This is a genomic window from Mesorhizobium sp. CA8 (assembly GCF_020164955.1).
Lineage (GTDB): Bacteria > Pseudomonadota > Alphaproteobacteria > Rhizobiales > Rhizobiaceae > Mesorhizobium.
In genome coordinates, this window is the sequence record NZ_JAIUHG010000002.1 from 186,591 (window position 1) to 210,776 (window position 24,186).

General features: G+C 63.0%; 21 protein-coding genes. 5 read left to right on the forward strand and 16 right to left on the reverse strand.

Annotation, left to right across the window (positions count from 1 at the left end):
* Positions 1–15: 15 nt before the first annotated feature.
* The gene (locus tag LB553_RS03835) at positions 16–1,314 is read right to left on the reverse strand and encodes an adenylosuccinate synthase (protein ID WP_224510805.1); all 1,299 of its coding nucleotides are present in this window, start codon (positions 1,312–1,314) and stop codon (positions 16–18) included.
* A gap of 247 nt (positions 1,315–1,561) precedes the next feature.
* Here LB553_RS03835 and LB553_RS03840 point away from each other — a divergent pair, with 247 nt between their 5' ends.
* Positions 1,562–2,461: a DMT family transporter gene (locus LB553_RS03840; RefSeq protein ID WP_224510807.1), complete on the forward strand. Its 900-nt coding sequence runs from the start codon at positions 1,562–1,564 to the stop codon at positions 2,459–2,461.
* Positions 2,462–2,563: 102 nt separating this feature from the next.
* Here the strand turns inward: LB553_RS03840 and serA are convergent, their stop codons facing one another.
* From serA to glmM, 5 genes are all read right to left on the reverse strand, one after another.
* Positions 2,564–4,165: a phosphoglycerate dehydrogenase gene (gene serA / locus LB553_RS03845; protein ID WP_224510809.1), complete on the reverse strand. Its 1,602-nt coding sequence runs from the start codon at positions 4,163–4,165 to the stop codon at positions 2,564–2,566.
* 64 nt (positions 4,166–4,229) lie between these two features.
* On the reverse strand, positions 4,230–5,405 hold the full coding sequence (locus LB553_RS03850; RefSeq protein WP_224510811.1) for a phosphoserine transaminase: 1,176 nt from the start codon (positions 5,403–5,405) through the stop codon (positions 4,230–4,232).
* Positions 5,406–5,588: 183 nt separating this feature from the next.
* Entirely contained in the window at positions 5,589–6,362 is a 774-nt protein-coding gene (locus LB553_RS03855; RefSeq protein ID WP_224510814.1) for an outer membrane protein, read from the reverse strand.
* A 202-nt stretch (positions 6,363–6,564) separates the two neighbouring features.
* Positions 6,565–7,380, reverse strand: coding sequence for an outer membrane protein (locus LB553_RS03860; protein WP_224510816.1), 816 nt, complete (start codon positions 7,378–7,380; stop codon positions 6,565–6,567).
* A gap of 219 nt (positions 7,381–7,599) precedes the next feature.
* Complete coding sequence (gene glmM / locus LB553_RS03865) at positions 7,600–8,952, reverse strand: phosphoglucosamine mutase (protein WP_224510818.1); 1,353 nt, start codon at positions 8,950–8,952, stop codon at positions 7,600–7,602.
* Between the two features lie 320 nt (positions 8,953–9,272).
* Here glmM and LB553_RS03870 point away from each other — a divergent pair, with 320 nt between their 5' ends.
* Together LB553_RS03870 and LB553_RS03875 are read left to right on the forward strand one after the other, a co-directional pair.
* On the forward strand, positions 9,273–10,133 hold the full coding sequence (locus LB553_RS03870) for a hypothetical protein (protein WP_224510820.1): 861 nt from the start codon (positions 9,273–9,275) through the stop codon (positions 10,131–10,133).
* 240 nt (positions 10,134–10,373) lie between these two features.
* The gene (locus LB553_RS03875; protein ID WP_224510821.1) at positions 10,374–10,832 is read left to right on the forward strand and encodes a hypothetical protein; all 459 of its coding nucleotides are present in this window, start codon (positions 10,374–10,376) and stop codon (positions 10,830–10,832) included.
* Positions 10,833–11,032: 200 nt separating this feature from the next.
* Here the strand turns inward: LB553_RS03875 and ftsH are convergent, their stop codons facing one another.
* The 9 genes from ftsH to ybgC form a co-directional block, all read right to left on the reverse strand.
* Positions 11,033–12,967, reverse strand: a complete 1,935-nt coding sequence (gene ftsH / locus LB553_RS03880) for an ATP-dependent zinc metalloprotease FtsH (protein WP_224510823.1) — start codon at positions 12,965–12,967, stop codon at positions 11,033–11,035.
* A gap of 103 nt (positions 12,968–13,070) precedes the next feature.
* Positions 13,071–14,447 carry a tRNA lysidine(34) synthetase TilS gene (gene tilS / locus LB553_RS03885; protein ID WP_224510824.1) on the reverse strand — a complete coding sequence of 459 codons (1,377 nt, stop codon included), beginning with the start codon at positions 14,445–14,447 and terminating at the stop codon, positions 13,071–13,073.
* Positions 14,441–15,604, reverse strand: a complete 1,164-nt coding sequence (gene ybgF, locus LB553_RS03890; protein ID WP_224510826.1) for a tol-pal system protein YbgF — start codon at positions 15,602–15,604, stop codon at positions 14,441–14,443. The genes tilS and ybgF overlap by 7 nt, the downstream gene beginning before the upstream one ends.
* A 211-nt stretch (positions 15,605–15,815) precedes the next feature.
* Positions 15,816–16,322 (reverse strand): peptidoglycan-associated lipoprotein Pal, encoded by a 507-nt coding sequence (gene pal, locus LB553_RS03895; RefSeq protein WP_224510828.1) that lies wholly within the window; start codon positions 16,320–16,322, stop codon positions 15,816–15,818.
* Positions 16,323–16,592: 270 nt separating this feature from the next.
* Entirely contained in the window at positions 16,593–17,906 is a 1,314-nt protein-coding gene (gene tolB / locus LB553_RS03900) for a Tol-Pal system beta propeller repeat protein TolB (protein ID WP_224510829.1), read from the reverse strand.
* 39 nt (positions 17,907–17,945) lie between these two features.
* A complete protein-coding gene (locus LB553_RS03905; protein WP_224510832.1) occupies positions 17,946–19,100 on the reverse strand; it encodes an energy transducer TonB in 1,155 nt (384 codons plus the stop codon).
* Positions 19,101–19,107: 7 nt separating this feature from the next.
* Positions 19,108–19,569: a protein TolR gene (gene tolR / locus LB553_RS03910; protein WP_411970634.1), complete on the reverse strand. Its 462-nt coding sequence runs from the start codon at positions 19,567–19,569 to the stop codon at positions 19,108–19,110.
* A gap of 9 nt (positions 19,570–19,578) precedes the next feature.
* Positions 19,579–20,289, reverse strand: a complete 711-nt coding sequence (gene tolQ / locus LB553_RS03915) for a protein TolQ (RefSeq protein WP_224510837.1) — start codon at positions 20,287–20,289, stop codon at positions 19,579–19,581.
* Positions 20,290–20,575: 286 nt separating this feature from the next.
* Positions 20,576–21,052 carry a tol-pal system-associated acyl-CoA thioesterase gene (gene ybgC, locus LB553_RS03920; protein WP_224510839.1) on the reverse strand — a complete coding sequence of 159 codons (477 nt, stop codon included), beginning with the start codon at positions 21,050–21,052 and terminating at the stop codon, positions 20,576–20,578.
* A gap of 131 nt (positions 21,053–21,183) precedes the next feature.
* Between ybgC and LB553_RS03925 the strand changes: the two genes are divergently transcribed.
* Positions 21,184–22,437 (forward strand): glycoside hydrolase family 5 protein, encoded by a 1,254-nt coding sequence (locus LB553_RS03925; protein ID WP_224510841.1) that lies wholly within the window; start codon positions 21,184–21,186, stop codon positions 22,435–22,437.
* 47 nt (positions 22,438–22,484) lie between these two features.
* Complete coding sequence (locus LB553_RS03930; RefSeq protein ID WP_224510843.1) at positions 22,485–23,174, forward strand: glutathione S-transferase family protein; 690 nt, start codon at positions 22,485–22,487, stop codon at positions 23,172–23,174.
* A gap of 86 nt (positions 23,175–23,260) precedes the next feature.
* Here the strand turns inward: LB553_RS03930 and LB553_RS03935 are convergent, their stop codons facing one another.
* Complete coding sequence (locus LB553_RS03935; RefSeq protein ID WP_224510845.1) at positions 23,261–24,163, reverse strand: metallophosphoesterase; 903 nt, start codon at positions 24,161–24,163, stop codon at positions 23,261–23,263.
* Between the last annotated feature and the right edge of the window lie 23 nt (positions 24,164–24,186).

Here is a 24,186-nt window from a genome sequence, read left to right on the forward strand (position 1 = left end):
GGAAGGGCTGTGAAACTAGTCTTGAAACGGGTCGGTCACAAGTATTGTGTCGTCCCGCTCGGGGCTGGTGGAGAGCAGCGCCACCGGGGCGCCGATCAGCTCCTCGATATGGCGGACATATTTGACCGCTTGCGCCGGCAAATCGTTCCAGCTTCTGGCGCCGGCCGTGGTTCCCTTCCAGCCTTCGAGCGTCTCGTAGATGGGCTCGACACGCGCTTGCGCGCCCTGGCTGGCCGGCAGGTAATCGATCGTCTCGCCATCGAGCCTGTAGCCCGTGCAGACCTTGATCTGGTCCAGCCCGTCGAGCACGTCGAGCTTGGTGAGCGCGATGCCCTTGATGCCGTTGACGGCGACGGCCTGGCGCACCAGCACGGCGTCGAACCAGCCGCAGCGGCGCTTGCGTCCGGTGACGACGCCGAATTCGTGGCCGCGTGTGCCGAGGAACTCGCCGATCTCGTTCTTCTGTTCCGTCGGGAACGGCCCCTCACCGACGCGCGTCGTATAGGCCTTGGTGATGCCGAGCACATAGCCGATGACGCCGGGGCCGACGCCGGAACCGGCAGCGGCTTGCCCCGCGACCGTATTGGACGAGGTGACGAAGGGATAGGTGCCGTGGTCGATATCGAGCAGCGTGCCCTGCGCGCCCTCGAACAGGATGCGCTCGCCGGCGCGACGCCTGTCGTCGAGCACTTTCCAGACGCGGTCCATGTAAGGGAGGATTTCGGCGGCCACCGAAGTCAGCTCCTGCATGATCGCCTCATGCGTCGCTTCCGGATGGCCGAGCCCGCGGCGCAGCGCGTTGTGGTGCGTCAGCAGCCTGTCGACCTTCAAGGGGAGCGTTTCCAAATCCGCCAAATCCATCACCCGCACCGCGCGCCGGCCCACCTTGTCCTCGTAAGCGGGGCCGATGCCGCGGCGGGTCGTGCCAATCTTGGTTCCGGAATTCGAGGCGGCGTCTTCGCGGAATCCGTCCAGCTCCCGGTGCAGCGACAGGATAAGCGCGGTGTTTTCGGCTATTTTCAGGCGCTCCGGCGTGACCTCCACGCCCTGTTCCTTGAGCTTCTTGGCTTCGGCGACGAAGGCATGCGGATCGAACACCACGCCATTGCCGATGATCGAAAGCTTGCCCTGCCTGACCACGCCTGATGGCAGCAGCGACAGCTTGTAGACCTTGCCGTCGACGACCAGCGTATGGCCGGCATTGTGGCCACCCTGGAAGCGCACGACCACATCGGCCCGTTCCGACAGCCAGTCGACGATCTTGCCCTTGCCTTCGTCACCCCACTGCGAGCCGACGACCACCACATTGGCCATGTTCTTTTCCCTTGAAATGCCGCGCGGGCGGCCTGAAAACGACAGGCCTCTATAGCGTCAAGCGCCCGCCGGCGCGACCCTTTCTTTGCCGTCGAAACCATCCTGGAGCATGATCCCCGAACCGAAGGTCGGCGAACGTCAATTTGATCCAGGCACAACAAAATCCGGCTTTCGCATCATTTACTTGTCGCCGCTGCCGCACTAGGCCGGCCTGAACCCTCGAATATGCTGCAGGGCCGGATCCTCCATGCACAGAGCCGCGTACCTGTTCCTCCTGTCGACCACGCTCTTGTGGGGCGGCAATTCGGTGGCGGGCAAGCTTGCCGTCGGCCATGTCTCGCCAATGACGCTGGTGTTCCTGCGCTGGGTCATGGCCGTGCTGATCCTGCTTCCCATCGGCTGGCGGACACTGCGCGAGGATTGGCCCGAAGTGCGCAGCCACTGGAAGCTGCTTGCCGGCCTCGGCGCTTGCGGCTTCACCATCTTCAACGTCATCTTCTACACCGCGCTTAACTACACGACCGCCATCAATGTCTCGATCGAACAGGCAGCCATCCCGATCGTCATCATCCTTGCCAATTTCGTGCTGTTCAGGCTGCGCGTGCGACCTCTGCAGATCGCCGGCGTCGTGCTCACGATCATCGGCGTCGCGCTGACTGCCAGCCATGGCGATCTCGGCCAGTTGCTGAAGCTCGACCTCAACTTCGGCGATGCCATCATGCTTGTCGCGGTGCTTTGCTACAGCCTCTATTCGGTGGGGCTGCGCCTCAAGCCGGCAATCCGCTGGCAAAGTTTCATGCTGGCGCTGTCGATCGCTGCGCTGCTGACGTCAGTACCCTTCTTCATCTGGGAGATCGCGGCCGGCCACGTCATCGTGCCGGATGCGCGTGGATGGGCGCTCACGCTCTATACGGCGCTCGGCGCGTCGGTCGTCTCGCAGGTTCTCTATATCAAGGGCAACGAATTGATCGGTGCCAACCGTGCCGGCCTGTTCATCAACCTGGTGCCGATCTTCGGAACGCTGCTTTCGGTGCTGATCGTCGGCGAGCAGTTTCAGGCCTATCAGGCTTTCGCGCTGGCGCTTGTCCTGGGCGGCATTGCGCTTGCCGAATACAGCGGCAGCCGAGCAGCGCTGCAGGCAGGATGATGTCTCAAATCATGCGCCAGACGGCCATCGGGTGACGGCTATGCCGTCGACGCCCCGCCTGCTGCAGACGGGGCGTTTTGATGTCGGGCGCTGGAGGATCGGCTACTCGCCGCCGACGTCGAAGCGCAGCCGCTTAGCCGAATCGATCGCCTTGTGCGCGCGCACCTGCTCCAGCACTTTTTCCGGGAAGGGCGCATCGAGATAGAGCAGCGCGATCGCATCGCCGCCCGGGCGGTTGCGGCCGAGCTGGAAGTTGGCGATGTTGACGCCGTTCTCGCCGCACACCGTGCCGAGCAGGCCGATGATGCCCGGCGCGTCGGCATTGGTCGTGTAGAGCATGTGCTGGCCGACTTCGGCGTCGAGATTGATGCCCTTGATCTGGATGAAGCGCGGCTTGCCATCGGAGAAGCAGGTGCCCGCGATCGAGCGCGTCCTGTGTTCGGTCTTGACGGTGAGCTTGATGTAGCCGTCGAACACGCCCGACTTGTCGCGCTTGACCTCGGCAACGATGATGCCGCGCTCCTTCACCATGATTGGCGCCGACACCATGTTGACGTCGGAAACCTGCGGACGGATGAGGCCGGCAAGGGCAGCGCTTACCAGCGCGCGCGTGTTCATTGTCGCGGTCGAGCCGTCGAACAGGATCTCGACCTCCTTGATCGGATCCTCGGTGACCTGGCCGACAAAGGCGCCGAGCACTTCGGCAAGCTTGACGAAGGGCTTGAGCCGCGGCGCTTCCTCGGCCGTGATCGAAGGCATGTTGATGGCATTGGAGACCGCGCCCTTGATGAGGTAGTCGCTCATCTGCTCGGCGACCTGCAAAGCGACATTCTCCTGCGCCTCGGTGGTCGAGGCGCCGAGATGCGGGGTCGCCACGACATTCTCCATGCCGAACAGCGGGTTGTTCTCCGCCGGCTCGACCTCGAAGACGTCGACGCCGGCGCCCGCCACCTTGCCGCTTTTCAGCGCCGCGACGAGGTCGGCCTCGACGACCAGCCCGCCGCGGGCGCAATTGATGATGCGCACGCCGTTCTTCATCTTGGCGATCGCCGCCGCGTCGATGATGTTGCGCGTCTTGTCGGTCAGCGGCGTATGCAGCGTGATGAAGTCGGCGCGGTGAAAGAGCTCATCGAGCTCGACCTTCTCGACGCCGAGTTCCTCGGCGCGGCTGTCCGACAGGAACGGGTCGAAGGCAATCACATGCATCTTCAGGCCGACGCCGCGCGTGGCGACGATCGAGCCGATATTGCCGCAGCCGATCACGCCCAGCGTCTTGCCGGTGATCTCGACACCCATGAAGCGGTTCTTCTCCCACTTGCCGGCATGGGTCGAGGCATTGGCTTCCGGGATCTGCCGCGCCAGCGCGAAGATCATCGCGACCGCATGCTCGGCCGTGGTGATCGAATTGCCGAAGGGCGTGTTCATCACGATGATGCCCTTGCGGCTGGCGGCCGGGATATCGACATTGTCGACGCCGATACCGGCGCGGCCGACGACCTTGAGCCTGCCGGCGGCATTGATCAGCTTCTCGGTGACCTTGGTCGCCGAGCGGATGGCGAGGCCGTCATATTGGCCGATCACCTCGATCAGCTTTTCCTTGTCCTTGCCGAGATCGGGCAGATAGTCGACGTCGATGCCGCGATCCTTGAAGATCTGCACGGCGGTGGTGGAAAGTTTATCCGAAACGAGAACGCGGGGCGCCATTGCGGCCTCCTTGACGTGGGAATGGATGTGTCGGGAAATGGCGGCCCACTGGCCGCCATGAAACTCAGGCCGCTGCCTTGAGCGACGCCTTCTGCGCGGCGAAGGCCCAGTCGAGCCAGGGCATCAGCGCTTCGAGATCGGAAGTCTCGACGGTTGCGCCGCACCAGATGCGCAGGCCGGGCGGGGCATCGCGATAGGAGCCGATGTCGTAAGCGACGCCTTCCTTATCGAGCGAAGACACGATCCCCTTGGCGAAAGCCGCCTGGCCGTCGGCATCGAGCGCCGCCACTTGCGCGTCGGTGAAGGAGAGGCACACAGACGTATTCGAGCGCGTCGCCGGATCGACGGCGAGATGGCCGAGCCACGGCGACTTCTCAACAAACCGGTCGAGCACCGCGGCATTGGCGTCCGCGCGGGCGATCAAAGCCTCCAGGCCGCCGATCGACGTAGCCCACCGAAGAGCACCGAGATAATCCTCCACGCACAGCATCGACGGCGTGTTGATGGTCTCGCCCTTGAAGATGCCCTCGATCAGCTTGCCGCCCGAAGTGAGGCGGAAGATTTTCGGCAGCGGCCAGGCCGGCTTGTAGGTCTCCAGCCGCTCGACGGCGCGGGGCGACAGGATCAGCATGCCATGCGCGCCCTCGCCGCCCAAAACCTTCTGCCAGGAGAAGGTGACGACATCGAGCTTTTCGAAATCGAGCCGCTGCGCGAAGGCGGCCGAGGTTGCGTCGCAGATAGTCAGCCCCTTGCGGTCCGCGGGAATGAAATCGCCGTTCGGCACGCGCACGCCCGAGGTCGTGCCGTTCCAGGTGAAGACAACGTCGCGGTCGAAATCGACCTGCGCCAGGTCGGGCAGCTTGCCGTAGCCGGCCTCGAACTTGCGCACATCGGCGAGCTTGAGCTGCTTGACGACATCGGTCACCCAGCCGGAGCCGAAGCTCTCCCAGGCGACCATGTCGACGCCGCGCTCGCCAAGCAGCGACCAGAGCGCCATCTCGACAGCGCCCGTGTCCGACGCCGGCACGATGCCGATGCGGTAGCCGGCGGGAACCTTGAGGATGTCGCGCGTCTGCTCGATCGCCTGTTCGAGCTTCGCCTTGCCGATCTTGGCGCGGTGCGAGCGCCCGAGCGCGGCGGCTTTCAGCGCCTCGGCCGACCAGCCAGGGCGTTTTGCGCAGGGACCTGAGGAGAAATTGGGATTTGCCGGACGGAGTCCGGGCTTGGTAAGCGTCGTCATCGTGGTCTATCCTTCCAGATAGTGGCCCCTCGTTGGGGAGGGGTGGCCCACGGACGGCGATATGCGCTCAGCCTTTCGGCGTCAAGGGGAAAGTTTTTGTCGCTGACGGGATATTCGTTCCGAGCCGAAAGAAATACGGCGGGCCTTCAGGACCCGCCGCCGAAACCTCTCCGGCTGCATCGCTCACCAGAGATCGTAACGCAGCCCGAGCTTGACCTGATGATTGCTGATGCCTTTGTGGACAGGGAAGGAGGTAAGGCTTGCGGCGGTAACGTATTCCGCATCGGGGGCGGAGAAATACTGATACCCCAGGTCGACGAGCACGTTCTTGGATACCTGGTATGCAAGGCCAGCATTCAACGTATAGGCGAGAGAGTACCGAGATTTATTATCCTCGACGGTGAAGTTATTGGCGGAGTCATTGATATCGGTGTAACTGGCCGAAAGCTTGCGCGTGCTGCGAACAACGCCGATGCCGGCGCCGACATAAGGCGTGATGCCTACATATGTGCCAAGATCGACATAGCCGTTGAGTATGCCTGAGATCGCATAGTTCTTCAGGTTTCCGAACCCCACGGCCGACGGCGTCGCGGTCCCTGTATCATCATAGCTGAAGCTGGCTTTGTTGCCGGGCAGATAGCCGAGGTTGAGATCGGCGCGAAGGTAATCATTGAAGTGATATCCGAAGCCGATGCTCGCGAAGTAGGCGTCCCGGCTCTCGCTGAAGCTTTCGTTGTTGATCGTTGACGGGAAGGTGAAATCTCCGTTTTTGAAGCTCTTCCGCGCGAGATAGGAAACATCGCCGCGCAGGTACCAGCCCGAGCCGATCTCGACCGGCTGATAGTCCGGCGCCTGGTCGACATAGATCGGCGGATCGTAGTCTGCCGCCAGCGCCGGCGTCATCGGCAACAGGATGATTGCGGCAAGCGCTGACGCAATACGCGATCTGGATATCATGGTCCCCGGCTCCTGAAATTGGCGCCGGCCGCGAACGCGGGCGCCGTTTCAAGGAGCCATTGTTAACCACAGTGGTTAAGTGGCGGTTAAGGATAACAGTCGGTTACCGAATTGATTTCGATCAACATTTATCGGCGACGCATAAACGAAAGCCGCCCGGCTGGCGCCGGGCGGCTGACGAATTTCGGGATAATGAAGGCGATTACTTAGTGTAGATCGGTTCCGGTTCCGGCTGATAGGCGACCACCGGTGCGGCGCAGCCATTGTTGCCGCTGAACTGGTAGCGCAGGCCGCCGCGCACCTCATGCGTGTTTATGCCATGATCGAAACCCGGCCCGGAGCTGGTCGAATCGAACTCGAACATGCGGCCGCCCTGGATGTGGGTGAAGCGATAGCCTGCATCGAGGACCACCCTGTCGGTCAGGCAGTAAGAAGCACCTGCCATGAGAGCGTAGGCGAAGCGCCAGTTGGATGACCCCGGATTGGTCTCGGTGGTGTTCGGATCGTGGACCGTGTCCCACTTGATGTGCGCGCCGCCGATGCCGGCGCCGACATAAGGCGTGATGCCGTGCCAGGTGCCGATATCGACATAGGCGTTGGCGAGCAGCAGCAGGGCGCTCATCCTCGACACTTCGGTTGATGTCGTAGTGAGGTCCGAGGTCTGGCCGTTGAAGTTCGACTTGAACCAATAGTCGGCAGTCAGATCGGTACGGAAGTAGTCGTTGACCTTGTAGCCGACACCGCCGCCTAGCGAGAAGCCACCCTTCAGCTTGCCGAAATCGAAATCGTTGGTGCCGGGCGGTGGTCCGTACGTAATGTAGTCGATGCCACGCAAAGTCGACTTGTGATAGTCAATGTCGCCACGGATATACCAGCCGCCGACATCAGTTGGCTGCTGTTCGACTACCGGCGGCGGAGCTTCTTCGATTTGCGGTTCCGCGAGGTCGGCGGCGAGAGCCGGTCCGGCTATCCCCGCGAACAGCGCGGCAAGCAATGCCATTCTTGCTGTCTTGAACATTCTGTCACCCCTAAGAAGCCTCGGGACGACTCCCGCCCGAAGATGATTGACCTCGGGTTTGGATAATGAATTGCAAAGGTTAAAAGCCGTTTAACCGTACCGATTAACCACGACTCTATACAATTTTAGAGGGAAAGCCGTTGTCCCAATGGCCCCCCGGGCAACGAAAAAGCCCGCCAGGCGGCGGGCTTCCGGATCTAGGAAAACTGCGCGACCGGCTCAGGCGGCGCTGCGGGTTTCCTGGAGGATGTCGACGATGTCGTTGACGACCGCTTCGACCAGTTGCGGATCGTCGCCCTCGGCCATGACGCGGATGAGCGGCTCGGTGCCCGAGGGCCGGATGACGAGGCGGCCGGACGTGCCGAGCCGGTTGCGTCCTTCCTCGATCGCCGCCTTGACCGACGCCTCCTCCAACGGCTTGCCGCCGGAGATGCGGACATTCTTCAGAAGCTGCGGCACCGGCTCGAATTTCTTCGACAGCTCGCTGACCGGGCGGTTCTGCCGTTTGATGCAGGCCAGCACCTGCAAGGCGGAGACCAGGCCATCGCCGGTGGTCGAGAAATCGGAAAGCACGATGTGGCCCGACTGCTCGCCGCCGACATTTAGGCCATGTGCGCGCATATGCTCGACCACATAGCGGTCGCCGACCTTGGTGCGATGGAGCTGCAGCTTCATGTCGCCGAGGAAGCGCTCCAGGCCGAGATTGGACATCACGGTGGAGACGACGCCGCCACCGGCCAGCCGTCCGCTCTGGTGCCAGGATTCGGCGATCAGCGCCATGATCTGGTCGCCGTCGACGATCGCTCCGTTCTCGTCGACGATGACGACGCGGTCGGCGTCGCCGTCGAGCGCGATGCCGATGTCGGCGCGCACCTCGTGCACCTTCTTCTGCAGGCCGGCCGGATGGGTCGAGCCGCACTCCTTGTTGATGTTGAAGCCGTTCGGCTCGACATTGATCGCCACCACCTCGGCGCCGAGTTCCCACAGCGCCTCGGGCGCTACCTTGTAGGACGCGCCATTCGCGCAGTCGACGACGATCCTCAGGCCCGAAAGCGACATTGAGCGCGGCAGCGTGCGCTTGGCGAATTCGATATAGCGGTCATGCACGCCGTCGACGCGCTTGGCGCGGCCGAGCCCGTCGGAATCGGCGAGCGCCAGCTCGATGTCCTTGTCGAGCATGCTCTCGATGCGCTCCTCGATCTCGTCGGAAAGCTTGTAGCCGTCGGGACCGAACAGCTTGATGCCGTTGTCGTAATAAGGATTGTGCGAGGCCGAGATCATCACGCCGATGTCGGCGCGCAGCGAGCGCACCAGCATGGCGACCGCCGGCGTCGGAATAGGACCGAGCAGGAACACGTCCATGCCGGCGGCGCACAGGCCGGCCACCATGGCGTTCTCGATCATGTAGCCGGAAAGCCGTGTATCCTTGCCGAGCACGACGCGGTGACGATGATTGCCGCGCTGGAACGAGAGCCCGGCGGCCATGCCGACACGCATGGCGACCTCTGCCGTCATCGGAAATTTGTTGGCGCGACCGCGGATACCGTCTGTGCCGAAATACTGACCTGCCATGTGCCTTACAGTCCCCGTCGGTTTTTCAGCGCCCGTATTGCCACAATTGAGCCGCATCCGATCATCAAATTTCGTGATTGTATATTACCAATCCTTAGAAAAACATTGTCGCGGGCGGCGCAAGTGCCCGCGCGAGGCATTTCAATGTCCTATCCACCGGCAAACTTTGGCTGGCACCACGCCGGCAAGCAATTCATACCTTATCAGGAGCAACACACTTTGTGAGCGTACCGATGCGGAAGCATCTGGCGCAACCGGGCATTGAGAGCTATTGATTTGGCATAGGGACACTTATTGGCGGCAGCAAGGGAGAAAACGCCATGCTTATTCATAGACTTGCAGCTTTGACGGGTATCGCCGTCGCAACCTTGTTCCTGGCGGCGCCCGCCAACGCGCTGACCATGGCCGAGTGCAGCACCAAGTATAACGCGGCCAAGGATGCGGGAACGCTCGCCGGTCAGACCTGGAACCAGTTCCGCAAGGCGCAGTGCGGCAGCGATGCTTCCGCCGCGAGCGACACCAAGGCGGCGACCGACGCCAAGACGGCGACCGATACGAAGGCCGCCGACACGAAGAAGGCAAAGACGGCCGCCGCTGCCGACGACGCAGCCAAGGGCTTGAGCGCCAAGGAGTGCAGCACCAAATACCAGGCCGCAAAATCCGCCGGCACGCTCAACGGTATGAAGTGGAACGACTTCCGCAAGGCCGAGTGCGGCCCTGGCGCAACCGCCGCGGCTGCCACCGCCCCCGCCACCAAAACCGCCACGACGACCAAGACCTCGACCGCCGCTGCCGATGGCGGCAAGGGCCTGACCATGGCCGAATGCAGCACCAAGTACCAGGCTGCGAAGACCGCCAACAAGCTGAACGGCATGAAGTGGAACGACTTCCGCAAGGCCGAATGCGGCGCAGGTGCCGACGATGACGACACCGTGCCGGCTCCGACTGAGGCGACTTTCACGAAGGAACCGGCCAAGCCGACTGTGACCGCTCCGAAGGGCGTCACTTTCCCGGCCGCCATCTCGCCGAAATTCGCCAACGAGACCCCGGCCAAGGCCCGCATGCACACCTGCCTCGAGCAGTACTATGCCAACAAGGATGCCAACACGCTGAACGGCCTGAAGTGGATCCAGAAGGGCGGCGGCTTCTATAGCCTGTGCAACGCCAAGCTGAAGAGCTGATCGCCTAATTATTCGAAGGGAAAATGCCCGCGCGTCACAAGATGCGCGGGCTTTTTGTTGCAGGCGAAGACGCCCGCGGCCTGCTCGCATCTGCATACGGCGGGACTGTCGGCATCGCCGATTTGCCCACACTGCCCACCGCCAGGCTTGTCGGGAGCTCGCAAAGATTCCGGTTGAACATATAGGGAACAAACAGTATACAAAAAGATGTCGAACCTATCATCAATCAGGAGGGTCTCAATGTTCAATTTGAAATTGGCGGCGTTGGCTATGACGGCATTGGTCGCTTGGAACGCCTCACCTGCGAGCGCGCTGACGATGAAGGAATGCAGCGAGACCTATCGGGCGGCCAAGGAAGGCGGCACTCTGAACGGCATGGACTGGGCCGCTTTCCGCAAGGAGAAATGCGCGACGTCCGCCGCGGAGAGCGTCAGCGCGGATCCGGTCACATCCGCGGAGCAGCAGAAAACCGAAACCAGCGCTGCGGTCGCCCCCACGGTAGCGCCGGCGGGCGTGACATTCCCAACCACCCTCGCCGCCGAGTTCAAGACCGAAAAGCCTGCTAAGGCCCGGATGAAGACCTGCCTGCAGGGTTACCACGACAACAAGGAGGCGGGTACGTTGAACGGCCTTCGCTGGATCCAGAAGGGCGGCGGTTACTACAGCCTCTGCAATGCGCGGCTGAAAGCTGAATCATAAAAATCAAATACGGCGGATAAAGCGGTTCACCGTTTTTCCCGCAGACGTTGAGCCATCATCCTCGGGGGTATCTGGGGATTTGCTGTTGGGCGATATCTACGCGCCAGGACGAGGCAAGCCTTGCCTTGTCTCCAATGCCCAAACAAAAACGCCGCGGAGCAAGCCGCGGCGTTTCTCGATCAGTCTTTCGCGCACCAACCTCAGCTTGACGGCTGGGGTTCCATGCCGCCTTCGGGCTCGGGGCCTTTCTTGCGGCGGCCGCCCGTACCGGCCTTCGGCACGGCCGAGCCGCGGCTGGGCGGCGTGTCGTCGCCAAGGTCGCGGGCGGGCTTGTGCCCGGCGATCAGCTGCTTGATCTCTTCGCCGGACAGCGTCTCATACTCAAGCAACCCTTCGGCAAGCGCGATCCAGTCCTTCTTCTTCTTGGTGAGCACCGACTTCGCGGTCGAATAGGCGTCGTCGATCAGCCGCCGCACCTCGGCGTCGATGATCTGCGCCGTCTCTTCCGAGATGTTCTGCTGGCGCGCCACCGAATGGCCGAGGAAGACCTCTTCCTGGTTGTCGCCATAGGCGACATGGCCAAGTTTGTCGGAGAAGCCCCAGCGCGTGACCATGGCGCGCGCCAGCTTGGTCGCCTGCTCGATATCGGAGGAGGCGCCCGACGTGATGTTTTCCTTGCCGAACTTGAACTCCTCGGCGACGCGGCCGCCCATCATGATCGCCAGCCTGGAGATCATGTATTTGTAGCTCATCGAATAGCGGTCGCCTTCGGGCAGCTGCATGACCATGCCGAGCGCGCGGCCGCGCGGGATGATGGTCGCCTTGTGCAGCGGATCGGCCGTCGGCACGTTGAGCGCCAGGATGGCGTGGCCGGCCTCGTGATAGGCGGTCAGCTCCTTTTCGGCCTGCGTCATCGCAGACGAGCGGCGCTCGGCGCCCATCATGATCTTGTCCTTGGCGTCCTCGAACTCGGCCATGGTGACGAGCCGCTTGTTGCGGCGCGCCGCCATCAGCGCGGATTCGTTGACGAGGTTCATTAGATCGGCGCCGGAGAAGCCGGGCGTGCCGCGCGCGATGACCTTGAGATCGACATTGGGCGCCAGCGGCACGTTGCGCACATGCACCTTGAGGATCTTCTCGCGACCGACGATGTCGGGGTTCGGCACCACGACCTGGCGGTCGAAACGGCCGGGCCTCAGCAGCGCCGGATCGAGCACGTCAGGGCGGTTGGTGGCGGCGATCAGGATGATCGACTCGTTAGATTCGAAGCCGTCCATCTCAACCAGCAGCTGGTTCAGCGTCTGCTCGCGCTCGTCATTTCCGCCGCCGAGGCCGGCGCCGCGATGGCGGCCGACGGCGTCGATTTCGTCGATGAAGATGATGCAGGGCGCGTTCTTCTTGGCTTGGTCGAACATGTCGCGCACGCGGCTCGCGCCGACGCCGACGAACATCTCGACGAAATCCGACCCGGAAATGGTGAAGAACGGCACGTTGGCCTCACCCGCGACCGAGCGGGCGAGCAGCGTCTTGCCGGTGCCGGGCGGGCCGACCAGCAGCACGCCGCGCGGGATCTTGCCGCCGAGGCGCTGGAATTTCTGCGGATCGCGCAGGAACTCGACGATCTCTTCCAGATCTTCCTTGGCCTCGTCGACGCCGGCGACGTCCTGGAAGGTGACGCGGCCATGCGCTTCCGTCAGAAGCTTGGCCTTCGACTTGCCGAAGCCCATTGCTCTTCCGGAACCGGATTGCATCTGGCGCATGAAGAATATCCACACGCCGAGGATCAGGATCATCGGCAGCCACGAGATCAGGTAGCCGAACAGCGAATTGGAGCCGTCGGTCTCGGGCTTGGCGGTGATGGTGACGTTCTTGTCCTGCAGCCTGGAAACCAGCGACGGGTCGCCAGGCGAATAGGTCTGGAAGCCGTTGGCGTTGTCCGTGTAGTTGCCGAAGATGCGGGCGCCGGCGATGGTCACGCTCTTGACCCGGCCAGAGGCGACATCCTGCAGGAACTGCGAATAGGCGATATCCGTCGTGGCACCGCGCGTCTGGGGCGTCTGGAACAGATTGAACAGGGCGATGAGCAGGACCGCTATGATCGCCCAGAGCGCGAGGTTGCGATAATTCGGATTCATCTATTGTCCCGTTGGGGCCCGCCTGCGGGCCCGCGATAATGGAGAAGCTCGGCCTAACATAGGGAGAGCGTCTCCCCTTGCCAAGCAGAACAGCACGTATCGGTTAAGCTTTCGCCCACCCTCGCCCACCATCATGGCCGTGAAATGGCGGCGCCGGCAACGGTGGCGCACCCATAAGCGCCGCGCTGGCGGCGGCTGGCTCAATGTCGAAGGACGGCAGGAAGCGCGCGAAAGGAGCCACCGCCGGAACGGCCGCGATCGGCTGCAGGCCCGCATTGCCGCCCGCAAACCCAAGGCATACGCCGCCGGACCACAACGAAGGCTCCGCGGCCAGCGCTGCGCGTGAGAGGCTTTGTGGAACATCCTCGCTCAGGGACGCTTGCCTGGCTGCGGCGGACCCCAGCGGCGCGATCACCAAATCGCCCGGCCCGTCTTTGAAAGTGATGCGGCAGCGGCTGTCCCAGAGCCGGTTGTCCACCGGCGGCATGGGGGCGGGCAGGTTGCGGTTTTCGCGGCGAAGGAAAATGCCGGTTCGGCGCGCGTCGACCACCGTCCGCGACAATGTAGCGCAAAGCGACCCCAACCGCAGACGCGAGAGCAGCTTAGCGCAGCGCGCCTCATTGGCGAGGAACGACACGCCGCCGACGGCGGCCAAAAGGATGCGCAACGCATAGATGGCCGCCTCGCCATCCTCATGCCCGGCGAAATCGCGATCAAGGCGGATGAGGCCCGGACTTGGTCTGTCGGCAAAGGCGTCTATGAGCATGGCGGCGCGGCGACCGATGTCCTGGCGCGCGAAAGCCGCCTGCTGCGACCGCGCCAGCGCTTCCTCGATGCGCCGTTCGCCGTCGCCCTGCGCGAGCTTCGCCCGCACGCGCGGCCGCTCGAAGCGGGCATCGACATTGGTCGGATCCTCGATCCAGCCGATGTCGCGAGCCTGCAGCATCTCGCGCAGCGCCGCGCGCCTTGTACCGAGCAGCGGCCGGACGATCCATGTCCGCCAGTCGTGCAGCGTAGCGGGCGCCATGCCGGCGAGGCCGCGGCCGTCATCGTCGCGCGCCTGCCGCATCAGCACGGTCTCGGCCTGGTCGTCCGCGGTGTGGCCGGTCAGGATCAGCTTGATGCCTTCGGCGCCGGCGGCTTCGGCAAGCAGCCTGTAGCGCGCCTCGCGCGCGGCAGCCGGCAGCCCGCTCGCAGGCTTGTCGCCGTGCCAGGCGAGAATGCGATGCGCGATGCCGCGCTCGGCGCAGAAATTGGCAACCAGCCGTGCCTCGCCGGCCGAGTCCGGCCTTAAGCCGTGATCGATCGTCACCGCAAGCAGCCTGGCGCCGGGTGCGGTACGATCGAAGTGGTCCTTGAGGAGAAGCAAAAGGGCGGTCGAGTCGCTGCCGCCGGATACGGCCGCAACGGCGCCGCTCGAAAAGTCTAGGTCTGAGAAAAGGCCGTGTGAAAGATCAGCTTTGGTATCGGGCGTCAGCACGCCGCCAGTGCCTTTTCCTGTTTGATGCGTTCCTTGAGCGTCCCGGAAACGTCGGGATAGCGCTTGCCGATCTCGTTGAAGGTGGCGCAGGCGACGTCGTTCTGCTTCAGGCCCACCAGCGAAACGCCGAGCTTGAGCAGCATGTCGGGCGCCTTCTTGGCCTTCGGATAGTCCTTGCTGGCGGCGAGGAAGACTTCCGCCGCGTCACGGTATTTCTGCTGGCCGAGCAGCGACTCGCCCAGCCAGTAATGCGCATCCGCCGCCTTGGCGTCCTTGGGGAAGCGCGAAATATGGTCGCGAAAACCCTGCTCGGCGGTCGGATAATCGCCCGACAGGATGAACTGGTAGGAATTGCGGTAGAGCTCGTCGGGATTGTTGGTCGACGGCAGGGCCGCGACTTCAGTGCCGCCGGCTTTGTTCTTCCTGGCGGGGGTCTCGGCGGAAGGAGCGCCTGCCGTGGCCGCCGGAGCTTGCGCCGGCGCGCTGGCATGCGGATCGGTCTCGGCATTGACGACGTTGCCGTTCTTGTCGACGGTGATGGTGCCGAAATCCTTCGGCGGCGCGCCGGTGATCAGCTTGCCGGGATCGCCGGTTTGCGATTCCACGATGACATCGCCGACTGTCTTGCCGCCGCCATTTTGCCCGCCGGTGTGGGCCGGCGCCTGCGTCGCCGGAGCTTGGGCGACGCTGTTGTCGGTTCCGGCTTCGCCGGTACCGGTAGCCCCGGTGCCGGCATCGCCGAGATTGGTGTTGCCGTTGCTATTTCCGTCCTGGGGCTGGGCCTCCGACTTCTTCTGTCCGGCCGGCTTGGCGCCGCCTTGCGAGCCGCCCTCCAACTGCTGGAAGCGGAACTCGTTGTCTTCTTGCTGCTTGCGGATCTGTTCCTGCATCTGCAGGATCTGGAAATTCATCTCCTCGATCTTGCCGTTCAGCTGGCGCAGTTGGTCTTCAAGACCGGTCATGCCAGCGCTGCTATCCTGCGCGATCTGGGCCTGCTCCGGTTTCTTCTTGTCGCCGAAGATGCCGAGTGTCGGCAGATGGAAGGTGAATCCGCCGTCGGAAGCCTGCCCGGCGCTGTCGGCCGGCGCTGCAAGGCTTGGAAGGCTTGATACGAGCAGCAGCACAAGCGTGCCGCTCAGGACCGTTCTGAAGTGCATTCTGTCTCTCGCGGTGGGTGTTGGCCTGATGCGCCTTTCCAAATCAAACAAGGGGAGGAAGCGCCCTCGCGCTCATAGCAGGACGCGAGACTTCGGCCAAATTTTGTTTCGGTTTGTCGCAAATGAAAAAGGCAGCCCTGAGGCCGCCTTTCATGTTCGGGATGTTGTATTTTTGTCGCCCGCGTCGACGCGACGCCGCAGGACCCGGCTCTTAGGAGCCGGCGCCGGAAAGCGTGGTGACGGCGCGGCGGTTCTGCGACCAGCAGGAGATGTCGTCGCAGACGGCGACCGGACGCTCCTTGCCATAGGAGATGGTCTTCAGGCGGCCGGCGGAGACGCCCTTGGAGACCAGGAAGTCGCGCGTGGCGGCGGCGCGACGGGCGCCCAGCGCAAGATTGTACTCTCGCGTGCCGCGCTCGTCGGCATGGCCTTCGATGACGATCGCGTACTGACGATACTGGTTGAGCCACTGCGCCTGACGCGACAGCGTGGTCTGCGCATCGGCGCGGATCGACGAGGAATCGGTGTCGAAGAAGATGCGGTCGCCGATGTTGACCGTGAAATCCTGCGCCGAACCCGGCGTGGCAGCGCCGGCGCCGTTGAGGCCGAGATCGGCCGCGCTGTTCGGGGTCTTCTTCGAGGCGCAACCGGTGATGGCGAGAGCCGCCAGCAGCGCAATCATCGCCGGGTTTCTGGTAAGTGCTGCGATACGGCTCATGCCGCCTCTCCTTCGCATATGAGTGATTTCGTTGATCACCCAGTAACCACGTTTGGGTTAACCGGCATTCAAGAAACACGGTTAATGTTTGGTTTCGAGCCGCCCTCCGCGGCCGTTTGCGCCCCACGCATTTACCAAGGCGAGGTTGCGCGCGGACCGTAGGCAGAAATGCGGCCAAAACGCGACCAAGGTGAAAAGCGGGATTTTGAGCCGCCCGCTTTCGTCAGTTCTTCAATTCTTCAGTTTCTTCAATTCCCCAGTTCCCGCCGCTCACTCCAGCAACGGCGACCAAGCGGGGTCGGAAGCATAGTTCGCCGTCGGAATCTGCTGCTCGTTGCGGCCGGTCAGATCGACCGAGACCAGCTTGGGTCCGCCTGCGGAGTCGCGGAAGAACATCAAGACGCGGCCGTTCGGCGCCCAGGTCGGCCCCTCCTGCTGGAAGCCCGAGGACAGGATGCGCTCGCCCGAGCCGTCGGTCTTCATGACGCCGATCTGGAATTCGCCGCCGCTCTGCTTGGTAAAGGCGATGAGGTCGCCGCGCGGCGACCAGACCGGCGTCGAATAAACGCCGTCGCCGAAGGAGATGCGGTGCGGGTTGGAGCCGTCCGCGCCCATGACATAAATCTGCGAGCGGCCGCTGCCACCGCCACGGTCGGAGGTGAAGACGATTTGCGAGCCGTCCGGCGAATAGGAGGGCGAAGTGTCGATCGCGGTCGAGTCGGTCAGCCGCGTCGTCGAGCGGCTCCTCAGGTCCATGGCGAAGATGTTGGAGTTGCCGTCGTCGCGCAGCAGGCTCATGATCACCTTCTGGCCGTCGGGCGAAAAGCGCGGCGCGAACGTCATGCCCGGGAAATTGCCGACCAGCTCGCGCTGGCCGGTCTCGATCTGCAGCAGATAGACCTTCGGCTGTCCGCTTTCATAGGACATATAGGTGATTTCCTGCCGGTTAGGCGAGAAACGCGGCGTCAGCACAATCGAGCGGCCGTCCGACAGATAGCGCACATTGGCGCCGTCCTGGTCCATGATGGCGAGGCGCTTCTTGCGCGCGTTCTTCGCCCCGGATTCGTCGACGAAAACGACGCGCGTATCGAAGTAGCCTTTTTCGCCGGTGATCTTTTCATAGATCGCATCGGCGATGATGTGCGCGACACGGCGTTGATTGGCGTCATTGGCGAAAAACTGCTCGCCGGCCAGCTGCTGGTTGCCGAAAATATCCCACAGGCGGTACTGAGCGCGGATGCGGCCATCCGCCTCCTTGCTCACGCTGCCGGTGACCAGCGCCTGCGCGTTGATGACCTTCCAGTCGTCAAAACGGGGCGTGGCATCCGGATTGGTGATCTTTTCGACAAAGGCGGCCTTGTCGATCGGCGCGAACAGTCCCGATCGTTTCAGGTCGGCTGCGACGATCTCCGATATCTGCGGGCCAAGCCCTCCCTGGAAGTCAGGGATGGCGATTGGCATCGGCTCGACATTGCCTTTGTTGACGTTCAGCTCGAGAGTTGCCTGGGCAGGCAAGGTGGCGACAGAACTTATGCCCATCGCCATCGCGGCGATCATCAGGAGCGGCTTGAGGATGGATTTCATGTCTTCTCGCTTCTCTTGCTGATTTTTTGGACGCTCAGGCTAGAGGCCAAGCATCGCTCTCGGATCGAAGTTGACGCGAATGTCAGACCAGATGTCTTGCTTTCCGGCGGGAACCTGCAGCCCGGCGACATCGCATTTCTGCACGGCGCGAATCGCGCTGGCGTCGAATTGGGGGTTGCCGCTGGACTTCTCCACCGTCGGGCGTCCCTCCAGCTTGCCGGAGGCATTCAGGTTGAAACGGATCACCACGGTGAAGTTCTCGGAGCCTTCGAGGCCGACCGGAAGGGTCCAGCAACCACCGAGCTGATCCTCCAGCGCCCCTTGCTCCGACCTGGAGAGTTTCTGGCCCTGATCCTTCTCGCCACCAAGCGAGGCCTGCTGGGTCGAGCGCTTGGCGCCGCCGCCGGATGGCTTCTGCTTGTCGAGCAGAGCCGTTATCTCGTCGGCGTTGAACTGCTTCTCGTCCGATTTCTTCTTGGAAGACGCTTCCTTCACCGGCTTTTCCGCGTCCTTGCGATCCGGCGCCTTGGCGCTCTCGGCCTGGGCCGGCTGCGGCTTCGGCCGCGCTTCGGGCGCCGGCGCCGAATCCGGGAGCTTTGCCTCTTCTGCCGGCTGATCCTGCGAGATCGCCTCGGCCACCGCGTCGGGCTTGACCTCTTCCTTTTGGATAGCCGCGGTCTTGTCCGGCTGCGGCGCGGGCGTCGGTTCCTTGGCAGGCGTCGGCTTCGGCTCCGTCTGCTTGACCGGCTCGGGCTTGACTTCTTCCTTGGGCGTCGGCGTCGGCGCGACTTCCGTCGCAGGCGTCGGCTTCGGCTTCTCCTGCGGCTTCGGCACGTCCTCGACCGCGGGCTTCTCGGTCGGCGTCGGCGCGGGCGGCGGCACCGCCGTCTTGTCGACTGGCTTCGGCTTGGTTTCGTCCGTCACCGGCTTGTCGGTGTCGACGGTATTCTCCCCGACTTTCTGGGCATTGGGAACGATATCCGGGCGCTTCGTCGGAACAGGCGCCGGCTTGTCATGCATGACCGCCTTCTTGTCCCCCTGCAGCGTCTGTGCCACGGCTTCCATCGGCACGATGTCCACTGCCACCGACTCCACGTCGGAGGCAGGCATAGCCGGCGGCGACGACAGCGTGAACAGCCCGAAGGCCAGCGCCACCGCATGCAAGATCACCGAAGAGGTGAGACCGGTCCGCATTTGGCGTCTACTGATCCTGTTCCTGCAGCGAGACCAGGCCGATATTCTTGTAGCCGGCTGCCGAAATGCGGGCCATGACCTTCATCGCCGTGCCGTAATCAGTCGACTTGTCGCCGCGGATGAAGATGCGTTCGTCGTAACCGGTCTTCGAGATCGCCTGCAGCTTGGCTATCAGTTCCTCGATCGGGATTTCAGTTTCCTGCAGATAGATCTGGCCGGCGGCATTGATCGACACGGTGATCGGCTGCGTATCGACATTCATCGCCTTGGCCTGCGTGTCCGGCAGGTCGATCGGAACCCCGACGGTGAGCAGAGGCGCCGCGACCATGAAGATGATCAACAGCACCAGCATCACGTCGACCATCGGCGTGACGTTGATTTCGGACATCAGGGCATGGTGACGGCCACGCCGCCTATGGCCGCGCCCGCCTCGCCCCGAGCCACTTGCGCCTGCAGCAGACATCCCCATGATCGATCCTCAGCCCTTCTGCGCTACTTTTTCATCGATTTGGCGCGAGAGTATGGCGGAGAACTCGTCCGCGAACCCTTCCATGCGCATGCCGAGCTTGTTCGCGTCCGATGACAGCTTGTTGTAAGCGATGACCGCGGGAATGGCCGCGAGCAGACCGATCGCGGTGGCGAGCAGCGCCTCGGCGATGCCGGGCGCCACAACCGAAAGGCTGGTGTTCTTCGAGGCGGCGATCGCCTGGAACGATGTCATGATGCCGATGACGGTGCCGAACAGCCCGATGAACGGTGCGGCCGAGCCGGTGGTGGCGAGGAAGCCGAGGCGACCCTCCAGTTTCTCCATCTCGCGCGTCAGCGCCAGGTCCATCGCTTTGTCGATGCGGGTCTGCAGCGCCAGCGCCGATTTCGCGCCCTTTTCGAAACTCTTCTTCCATTCGCGCATGGCGGCGACGAAGATCGCGCCCATGCCGGTGGTCTTGCGATCGGCCAGCGTGCGGTAGAGCTCCTCCAGCGACTGGCCCGACCAGAACACCTGCTCGAAGCGGTTGAGCGCCAGCCGCATGCGGCCATAGGCGACGAGCTTGTCGATGATGATCGCCCAGGTCCAGATTGAGGCGCAAAGCAGGCCGATCATGACCAGCTTGACCACCCAGCCGGCCTGCATGAACAGGGCCCAGATCGACAGATGCGCGCCCGGATCGGCGAGTGCGATGTTTTCCATGACTTAAGTCCTTAAGGTTTTCCGGGCATCGCTGGCGGCTGGCCCATGGGCATTCCTTTGGTCCGATCGCGCGAAGCTTGAAGCTTGCGGGATAAGCCCCGAATGCACCGTTTCGCGGCCTTTTCGAGGCAAATATTGGTGAAAGGAAGGCACACGAATTGCGCCAATCTTCACCAATTCCTTCATGAACCGTTATGGTTAAGGATGGGTTAGGAAGTAAGGCGCGGCGCATTGCCGCGCATGATCTCGGCCAGGCGAGAGACGCAACACAGGGCCAAGCTGATATTCAGGTCAGGCTGAGCCTAGGCATGAAGGCGGCGACCCATTCCTTCGGGAAGCGCTTCGGTCGGCCGCTTTCGCCGATGATCGCCGCTTCGACTTTCGCCTCCACCAGCACATCACCGCCGCGCTTCAATTGCTGGCCCATGAAGATGCGGGCGCCCGAAATATCGTCGGTGCGCGTGTCGATGGTGAGGATATCGTCCATGCGCGCCGGCGAGCGGAAGTCGATCTCCATGCGCCGGACCACCCAGACGATGCGCTCGCCATGCTTGCCGTCCAGGAGTTCGGTATGGTGGACGCCGGTCAGCCTCAGATAGTCGGAGCGGCCGCGTTCGAGGAATTCGAGATAGCGCGCATGATAGACGACGCCGGAGAAATCGGTGTCGGCATAATAGACCCTCGCCATCAGCCGGTGGCCAAAATCCGTCAGCGCTCCAGAAAGCCCAGCGCTGAGCGCCGCCGATTCACCATGATCGTCCATCGCGCTTTCCTTTTCAGGCCCGAACAGGCACCTAAAGTCCTCGGGCTTTAGGTATTTTTTCTGTGCGTGTCGTTGTCTCAAAACCGCTGCACACTTTTGGGCGACACGCACCGTTTTCGCGCGGCAAGGGGATGGCATTGTTGGGCACGATGATCAAGACCTTGATGGCGGCGCTGCTTGCGCTTGGCCCGTTGGCCTTGCCCGCCGGAGCGGCGACCTTCTCGATGAAGCGCGGCCTCAATCTCGACCAGTGGGTGACCTGGCCGGCCGAGGACAGATGGGGCGAACGCCAGGCGATCCTGCCTTATCCGGAGTGGCGCAAATTCCTCAAGGAGGACGACCTCAAGGCGCTCAAGGATGCCGGTCTCGACTTCCTGCGCATGCCGGTCGATCCCTCGCCCTTTCTTTCGGACCGCACCGAGGCCCTTCGCGATGACCTCTATGCCAGCGTGCTCGACTCGGCGCGCATGATCAACCGCGCCGGCCTCAAGGTGATCGTCGACCTGCATCTGATCCCGGCCGGCGCCAATCGCAAGATCGGCATGAGCGAAGTCATGCGCGACCCGGCCGTCTTCGACGCCTATACCGAACTGGTGCGCAAGATGGCGCGGACGTTGGCCAAGGAGGATCCGAAGCTTGTCGCGCTGGAACTGATGAATGAGCCGCTGGTCGATTGCGAGGCAAACGGCACCAATCTTTGGCCCGACCGCCAGAAGCAATTGTTCGCGGCCGCGCGCGCCTCCGCCACCAGGCTGACGCTGATCCTGACCGGCGGCTGCTATTCGAACGCGGAATCGCTGGCCAGGATCGATCCCAGGACGATCGCCGATGACAACATCATCTGGACCCTCCATTCCTACGACCCGTTCCTTTTGACGCACCAGGGCGCAAGCTGGGCTGGCGACTTCATTCCCTATGTCACCGGCCTGCCCTATCCGCTGACGGCCGTCCCGAAGGCGCAGCTCGACATGACGCTGGACACGATCCGCGACCGGATCAGGGCCGAGGCGCCTTGGGCGCGACGAAGCGGCCTGCTTAGCTATCTCGACGAGCAGGTGGCGACGATGGACAGCCCCGAAAAGCTGCTTGGCGTGATGGATGCCCCGTTCGCGACGGTCGATGCCTGGGCGAAGGCCAACGGCGTCAAGCCGCAGGATATCACGCTCGGCGAATTCGGCATGATCCGCAAGGAATACGGCAACGGCTTCGTCATGCCGGCCGCATACCGCGCCGCCTATGTGCGCGACATGATCGCCCGCGCCGAGGCGCATGGCTTTTCATGGTCGGTGTGGAGCTATGGCGGCGCCTTCGGCATCGTCGATGCTTTCGACGGCGAGAAGGCTGAGCCGGACGTGATGGACGTAATCCGCCAGCTTCCACGTTAGTCACCAGCGATGCTACCAATTCTGCGCTGGCATCGGGGGATTAGCTTATGCGCTCACTGCTTTATACGACCGGATCACCTTTCGCGCGCGGCATTCGTGTCGTGCTGGACGAAATCGGCCTCGACTATGAGCGCCGGGAGGAAACGACGACGCCATCTGCCGCGTCTCGCGCCGAATGGACCCCGGCGCTTCAAGTACCGACGCTACGGGATGGCGATCTGACACTTTGGGAAAGCGGTGTCATCGCCGAGTATCTGCTTGCCGCCTATCCGCAGCGTGTCGATAGCGATCCGGCTCTGGCTCCGTCGATGTGGCGGGCGGCATCGGAATGGCAGGACCGATTGCTCTTTGCTTCGATCCAGACGCTGGGCACCGCCGCAACGACGATCAGCCAGATGCAATGGTCCGGAGTGAGGCATCGCGGCAATTCGCATTTGACGCGCTGCGCAGAGCGCATTGCCCATCTGGTCGGATGGCTGGAAGGGCGGATCGACCGCGACGGCGAGGGATTTTTCGGCAAGGTCGTGTCGGTCCAGGACATTTTCCTGACCTGCCACTTACGCTTCATTGCCAACCGGCCCCTGGACCTCGATACTCAACTTGGCGAGCATCCGAAAACCCGCGCGCTTGTGAGCAGGATGGAAGATCGCGCCAGCTTCCGGAACAATCCGGTGCTGTGGTGGGAACCTGGCATCACCGGCTACGAAGCCGACGGCACGCCCATCCGCGCTATCTAAGCAATTCCAGAAAAACTGTGAACAGTTGAACAAAAACATAGGGCGTATCGCCGTTTCGGTGAGACGGTGAAACGCAAATGGGAACCTTAGCCCAGATCGATCTGCAGGATCTCCGGCCGCACCCCGAGACGTACCGGCAGAATGCTGAAGCCCAGTCCGCCCGACACGATCAGGTTGCGGTCATTCTCCACAACATGGCCGTAGGCGAAGCGGTTGCCATAGTCCGAAGGCACGATCGGCGAATAACCAAACAGCCGCACCTGTCCGCCATGCGTGTGTCCGGACAGTGTCAGCGACACCCGCTCCGGCACCTTCGTGAAAATGTCGGGCTCGTGTGCAAGCAGGATGATCGGCTCGCTCCCCTGGATTTTGGCCAAGGTGCCCGGGAGATCGTCGAAGCCCTGGAAACTGTCGCGTCCTTTGGCCTTGTTCGGCAGCAGCGCGAGTTGATCGGCTAGCCCGGCGATCCAGAAACCATGCCCGTCCTTTTCCAGCCGCACGACGTCGTTTTCCAGCACCGGGATGCCGACATGCTCGAGGGCCTTGCGCGACTGGGTCGGGCCGGCTTCCGCTCGCTGGGCGAAGAAATCCGTCCACCAATCGTGATTGCCGAGGATCGACAGCACGCCAAGCGTCGCCTTGAGCCCCGCCAATGCCTCGGCCCACTCCTCCACCCGCACCCGGCCCGTCACCAGCTTGGTCCCGGCGGTATAGTCACCGAGCAGCACAATCAGATCCGGCTGAAGCGCGTTCGCTTCCTGGGCAAGTGCTGCGATCCGTTCCGGCGTCATCCAGGGCCGGCAGGAGTGGATATCGGCAAGCGCCACGACGCGCAGCTTGAGCCCGGCCGGCCAGTGCGGCGGCGTCAATGCGTAGCGCTTAACATGGGTGAGCAGCATCGGCTCGATGCCGACCGCATAGGCGCTGAGCGACACCATGGCGAAGGCCGAGCCGCCGATAAGGCGCAGGAAAGCGCGTCTGGTGATCATAGGTCGCCCCAAGCCCTAGGATT